Genomic DNA, 5709 nt, shown 5'->3' with positions numbered 1-5709 from the left:
GTGAGGTGCGGTAGAACACTGCCTCCACATAGGGCAGGGCTGCCTCGTAGAGCCAGGTAAAACCCTCGCTCTTGGGAATAATCTCAAAGCACTCGCCGCGGATGAACACGTGGTGATAAATGGGCCGCCCCGCCACTGCAAATATGCCGTTCACCAGGAAGTCCATCGCCTGGGGCACGGAGGTGAGTTTCCCCTCGTCGTAGAGGTCGCTCATCTCGAAGAACACCGGCGCCATCACCTCCCAGAACAGGCCCAGGTTGGCGTAATAGCTGAGCTGCTTCACCTGCTCCAGGACCATGTCCGGGAACAGCGCATAGAGGCCAAGCATCAGCGGATTGCCCTTGAAGTAGGCCCTGATCGCCCGATCGGCATTGGCCTTGTAGGCATCGCTCGCGAGGTAGTCGTTGAAGCGACCGCCCATGCCCTGGTGCCAGAGCATGGCCTGCATGCAGGCCTCGGCGAACTCCATGTTCACCCGGTCGTGCCAGAGGTGATGCAGCAACTTGGGCATGGCCCGGGTTTCACCCTTGGCCATAAACTCCAGTAGCTCCGGATGGGCCTTTTCACCACCACGCCAGATACGCAGCTTCGATTGATCGCCGGCGTAGCTGTTGGGGAGATCTAGATACTCCTGGGAGATGAAGTACTTGAAGGCCGGCAATGGGTTGAGAAACACCCGCTCGGCGATGTAGAGCAGGTCGCGCCAATAGAAGTCCATCGGCACGGCATAGGCCTTGTAGATGCCGATGATCTGCTGAAGGTTTTCCGGGGTGTCGGGCAGCATCGAGCCTCCCGCCTCAAGCCGATGGATCACCTCGGCGTAGCGGTGGGTGGAGGGGGGGATCATGCGGGCAGTGACAACGACGAAGTAGAAGGAGCCAGGGCCAGGGTTTGCACCACCGGATCGCTGTGGCGAAGGGCGATGGCGGCCGTGCTGGCCTCGCTCCAGGCGGTGAGCCCCACAGGCCAGATGCCGGCGAGCACCACCAGCGTGGTGAGCACTGCGGCCGGCAGCCGCTCAGACAATCGGGTGCTTTGCCAGTCGGCACGGCTGTTGTCGAGCCGGCCGAAGCCCACCCGGTTGAACAGCCGCACCGCGTAGACAGCGGTGAAGCCCGAGGCCACCAGGCAGATCAGGGTGGCCCGGGGGAACACGGTCCAGCTGCCCTCGAACACCAGCAGTTCGGCCGGGAAGCCCGCCAGGCCGGGGATGCCGGCGGCGGCCATCAGGGCTAGCAGCATCAGGCCCATGGTGAAGGGCAGGCCCCGAATCGGGTTCATCAGGCCAGAGAGCTCGCCGATCATGGTGGTGCCGGTCTTGCGCTGGATCAACCCCACGCAGTCAAAGAGCAGGGCCACGATCAGGCCATGGGCCAGCACCTGGGCCATGGCTCCCTGCAGGCTCATCGGCGTGGCGGCTGCCAGGGCAAGCACCAGCAGGCCCATGTGGCCGAGGGAGCTGTAGGCCATCAGGCGGCGGATGTCGGTGGCGGCAACGGCATTGAGGGCGCCATACACCGCGCTCACTGCACCGGCGGCGGCGATCCAGGGCGAAAAGGCACTCCAGGCCTCGGGCAGCAGGCCCACACCAAAGCGCAGCAGGCCATAGGCCCCCAGCTTGGACACCACACCCCCCAGCAGCATCACCACCGGCGGCGGTGCTTCCGCGTAGCTGATCGGCTGCCAGCCATGCAGGGGCACCACCGGCAGCTTGATGCCGAAACCGAGCACCAGCAGGGCCAGCACCCAGCGCTGGGCCGAGGACGGCAGGGGCGTGGCGGCCAGGGCCTCGAAGCTGAAGCTCACGGCGGTGTCGGCGCCGGCGGCGCCCTGACCGAACCAGCCGAAGGCCAGTACGCCGCCCAGCAGGCTCAGGCCCGACACCGCCCCATAGAGCAGGAAGCGCACTGCGGCCCCGGCACGGCGCTCGCCGCCCCAGATCGCCACCAGCAGGGTGGTGGGGATCAGCACCAGCTCGAAAGCCAGCACGAACAGCAGGGCGTTGCGGGCCAAGAAAGCCCCCATCACCCCCAGGTTGGTGGCCAGCATCAAGGAGAAATAGAGGCGAGGGCGACCCTGGTCTGCAGGGGAGGCCAGCACCGCCATGGCGGTGATCAGGCCCGTGAGCAGCACCAGCGGCAGCGACAGCCCATCGAGGCCCAGATCCAGGCCCAAGCCCAGCCGGGGCACCCATTCGAGGCTCAGGGCAGCGGGCGGCTGGCGCCAGGCCAGCAGGCCCACCAGCAGCTGGGCCAGGGCGGCGCCGGCGGCCAGGCCGCGCACCAGAGCGGGGCGCCCAGGCGGCAGCAGCGGCAGCAGCAGGCCCACCAGCAGAGGAAGCAAGAGCAACAGCAGCAGGGTCATGGCGGCGGCCTCAGGGCAGAGCGATGGACACGGGCGGCAGATCAACGGCAATCAGCCAGGCCGCCATCAGCAACACCCCGAGAACCAGGGTGAGGGCATAGGCCTGGGAGCGACCGGAGGTCGTGAGGCTGAGGCGCCGGGCTCCCTCCAGGGCCACGGCACCGGTGCCGCCGCTGAAGCCATCCACCAGGCGACTGTCACTCCAGGCCCCGAAGCGGGCCAGGGCCAGCACCAGGGCCACCACGGTGCGGTGATAGAAGCGCTCGGTCTGCATGTCGTGCGCGAGCCAATCCTGCAGGCCGCCGAGGGAGGCCGGCAGCTGGGCCAGGCCGTGGGGGCGCAGGTAAAAGGCGGCCGAGAGGCTTCCGCCCACCAGGGTGGAGGCGATCAGGGGCCAGGCCAGAGGCCCCCAACCGGCGAGGGGGGTGAGGGAATAGACCCCATTGGCCACCAGAAGCATGGGGAGATGCAGCACCATGCCCCCCAGCACCATGGTGGGCAGCACCATCAACCAGAGCACCTCCGGAGAACGGGTGGTGAACGGGGTGGGTCGACCTCCCCAGATCTGGCCGAAAACCCGGATCAAGCCGGCGCTGATCAGGGCGTTGGTGACCAGCACCACGCCCCCCAGCAGCACGGGATAGCCACTCGCCGCCGTAAGGGCGAGCAATTCGCGCAGGGCGGCGAAGCTGGCGAACGGCGGCAGGCCCATCAGGCCTCCCGCGCCGGCGAGGAAGGCGATGCCGATCAGGGGCCGCTTGCTCCAGAGCCCCCCCAACTTGGTGAGGTCCTGGGTCACGTTGCTGATCACGATCGTGCCGATCGCCATCAACAGCAGGGCCATCGGCAGCGGATACACCAGCAGCAGGTGGTCGGCCACGGCCGTGCCGCCCAGGCCCACGGCCACAAACAGCAGCCCCAGCCAGCTGCTCACCAAAAAAGAAAGGGCCCGCTTCACATCCACCTGGGCCAGGGCGATCAGGGATGCCACCACGGCGGTGGAGCCGCCCACCACCACAAGCACCGCCTGCACGAAGGGACTGAGCTCCAGCAGGGGCTCCAACCGCAGCAGCACCCAGGCGCCACCCACCACCACCACGGAATTGCGCAGCACGGTGGAAGGCAGGGGGCTCTCCATCGCCTCATCGAGCCAGAGGTGCAAGGGAATCTGGGCGCACTTGCCCATCGGCCCGGCGATCAGGGCCAGCAGGATCAGCTGGAAGCCCGGTGGCAAGGGGGTGCCGTTGTTGGTGAGGTCGGCGGCCCAGCCCTGCAGGCCATGGAAGTTCCAGGTGCCGCTCACCGGCAACAGGGCGATCACACCGGCCAGCAGGATCAGGTCGCCGATCCGCTTGGTGAGAAAGGCATCGCGGGCCCCCTTCACCACCAGGGGCTGGTTGTACCAGGTGCCCACGATCAGGTAGGTGCCCAGGGTGAGCAGCTCGAGGATCACATAGCTGAAGAACACCGAATCGGTGAGCACCAGGGCGCAGAGGCCCGCCTCGAAGAAGCTGAGCGAGCCGAAGAAGCGGGGCCAGCCCCAGTCCATTTCCATGTAACCGATCGCATAGATCTGCACCAGCAGGTGCAAGCCCGTGATCACAGCCATGGCGATCAGGGCGGGTTCGGTCACCAGCCCGTCGAATCCGATCCGCAGGCCACCCGAGTTGAGCCAGGTCCAGCCGAAGCTGATCGGCCGGTAGAGGGCCTCCGCTCCAGCGCGGGCGTTGGTGTGGAGGGCGGTAAGCGCCACCAGGCTGTGGCCAAAGGCCACCGCAACCATCAGCAGATTGAGGTAACCACAGGGCCGCGGGCCGGTGCGGGAGATCAACCCAGGCGACCAGGCCAGCGAGGCCACGGCCGCCACCAGGGGATAGAAAGGAATTAGCCAGGCCGCCTGTAGCAGAAATACGGTCATCGCGTCAACAGAGCAATGCAAACCACAACAATTGAGGCTTGGAAATGTCTTCGAATTAGGTTATACGAGCAACACTAGGCACGGCGAAATTAACTTGGGTATTGGCAAGCAAAGGAATGGGCAATTAGACCCAGAAGCAGTGCTAATGGATCAGCGAGTGGCCATGTCCAGTCATGATTCCAGAGCCGTTCTGGCCCCAAGTGCGGCGGCCACCTGCTCACCCTCGTGGGGTGCCCGGCCAATCTGAAGGGTTAGCGCCTGGGCAAGGATCCAGTGAGCCCCAAGATCTTGAGCGGCTGCGCCTCTACTACCGCAGCAGGATGGAGGAAATCCTGGTGCGTGCATGGGCCGGGCAGACGAGATAATCGTTATATCTGAGCCTGTTTATCTAATTGAAGATGGGCGATGCGTTGATAGCCCATCTGCGTTTCGATGGCCTCAAGGCTTTTGCCACCCAGGAGATCATGCTGGTGCTGGTGATCGCCCTGATGGTGATTGTGGCCATCAGCTACCGGGTGTCCCGCGAGAACCTGCTCCCCAACCAGAGCACGATTGCCCTGGGCAGTGCTCTGAGGGCCCAGGGCACCCGCGTGGTAACCACGGTCGGCGTTTATCTCTGACAGCATTCCAGCGATCGTGGCGGTTCATGCTTCCCTTCCACTGGCTTACCCAGACGATTGCCCTGGGTTTGGGAATTTCCTTCAGTCCGATCAACATCGCTCTGGTGGCCCTGCTGCTGCTGGGAACCCAGCCCCTGCTCCGCTGTTGCACCTTCCTCGCTGGCTGGATGCTGGCGAACGGTGGAGCCCTGGGGGTTGTGGTGGCGTTGGGGGGCCGCCTGCACTGGGCGATGGGCCTGGGAAGCCGCGGCCAGATCCTGATCGATCTGATCGGGGCCGGTGCGCTTGTGGGGCTGGGCCTGTTCCAGCTCACCCCGGCGGTGACCATCGGCGAAGAAAACTGGGCCATGCAGCTGATGGCCAAGCTGCCTGCGCTGGGCGGCGGACCGCTGCTTGCCCTGGGGGCAGGCTGCGCCCTGGTGAGCCCGGAAAATCTGGTGTTCTACGTCAAGGAGGGCGGCATGCTGCTGACGAATCACACCAGCCTGCTCGGCGACTTGGAGGTGGGCGGGGTGTTTGTCGCCATCACCACCTCCCTGCTGTTGCTGCCCCCGCTGCTGTGGCTGTTTGGAGGAGAACAGCGGCTGAGGGCACCGCTCACTACCCTCAACGACTGGCTGGTGCACCGGGCCGAATGGCTGGTTGGGGTATTCGCCTTGATGCTGGGGGTCTATCTGGGCTGGCAGGGGCTCGAAGGCCTGCACCAGCTGACTTTGGTGAGCGCCTGAGCAACCGTCCTCAGGTTATTTTCCTCTGGCGCATGGAGTCCCAGAAGGCAATGGCTAGCAGGCCGATGCCGATTAACCC

At 65.5% G+C, this 5709-nt stretch carries 5 protein-coding genes; 2 read left to right on the top strand and 3 right to left on the bottom strand.

Features of this window, described 5'->3' with window-relative positions; all coding sequences use genetic code 11:
* The 3 genes from KBZ15_RS17100 to KBZ15_RS17090 all read right to left on the bottom strand — a co-directional run.
* Positions 1–847 (bottom strand): CO2 hydration protein (locus KBZ15_RS17100; RefSeq protein ID WP_255016424.1); only part of this gene is annotated, 847 nt, incomplete at its 3' end.
* Positions 844–2364 (bottom strand): NADH-quinone oxidoreductase subunit M, encoded by a 1521-nt coding sequence (locus KBZ15_RS17095; RefSeq protein WP_255016422.1) that lies wholly within the window; start codon positions 2362–2364, stop codon positions 844–846. The genes KBZ15_RS17100 and KBZ15_RS17095, both read right to left, overlap by 4 nt.
* A 10-nt stretch (positions 2365–2374) precedes the next feature.
* Complete coding sequence (locus KBZ15_RS17090; RefSeq protein WP_255016420.1) at positions 2375–4282, bottom strand: NAD(P)H-quinone oxidoreductase subunit F; 1908 nt, start codon at positions 4280–4282, stop codon at positions 2375–2377.
* A 398-nt stretch (positions 4283–4680) separates the two neighbouring features.
* Here KBZ15_RS17090 and KBZ15_RS17085 point away from each other — a divergent pair, with 398 nt between their 5' ends.
* Together KBZ15_RS17085 and KBZ15_RS17080 are read left to right on the top strand one after the other, a co-directional pair.
* Complete coding sequence (locus tag KBZ15_RS17085) at positions 4681–4902, top strand: hypothetical protein (RefSeq protein WP_255016418.1); 222 nt, start codon at positions 4681–4683, stop codon at positions 4900–4902.
* 26 nt (positions 4903–4928) lie between these two features.
* Positions 4929–5630 carry a GAP family protein gene (locus KBZ15_RS17080; RefSeq protein ID WP_255016417.1) on the top strand — a complete coding sequence of 234 codons (702 nt, stop codon included), beginning with the start codon at positions 4929–4931 and terminating at the stop codon, positions 5628–5630.
* Positions 5631–5709: the final 79 nt, after the last annotated feature.

It is taken from the genome of Cyanobium sp. BA20m-p-22 (assembly GCF_024346275.1).
In the GTDB taxonomy this organism is placed as follows: domain Bacteria; phylum Cyanobacteriota; class Cyanobacteriia; order PCC-6307; family Cyanobiaceae; genus Cyanobium_A.
Note: the sequence above shows the minus strand (reverse complement) of the source record. Positions and strands in the feature narration are given on the sequence as shown.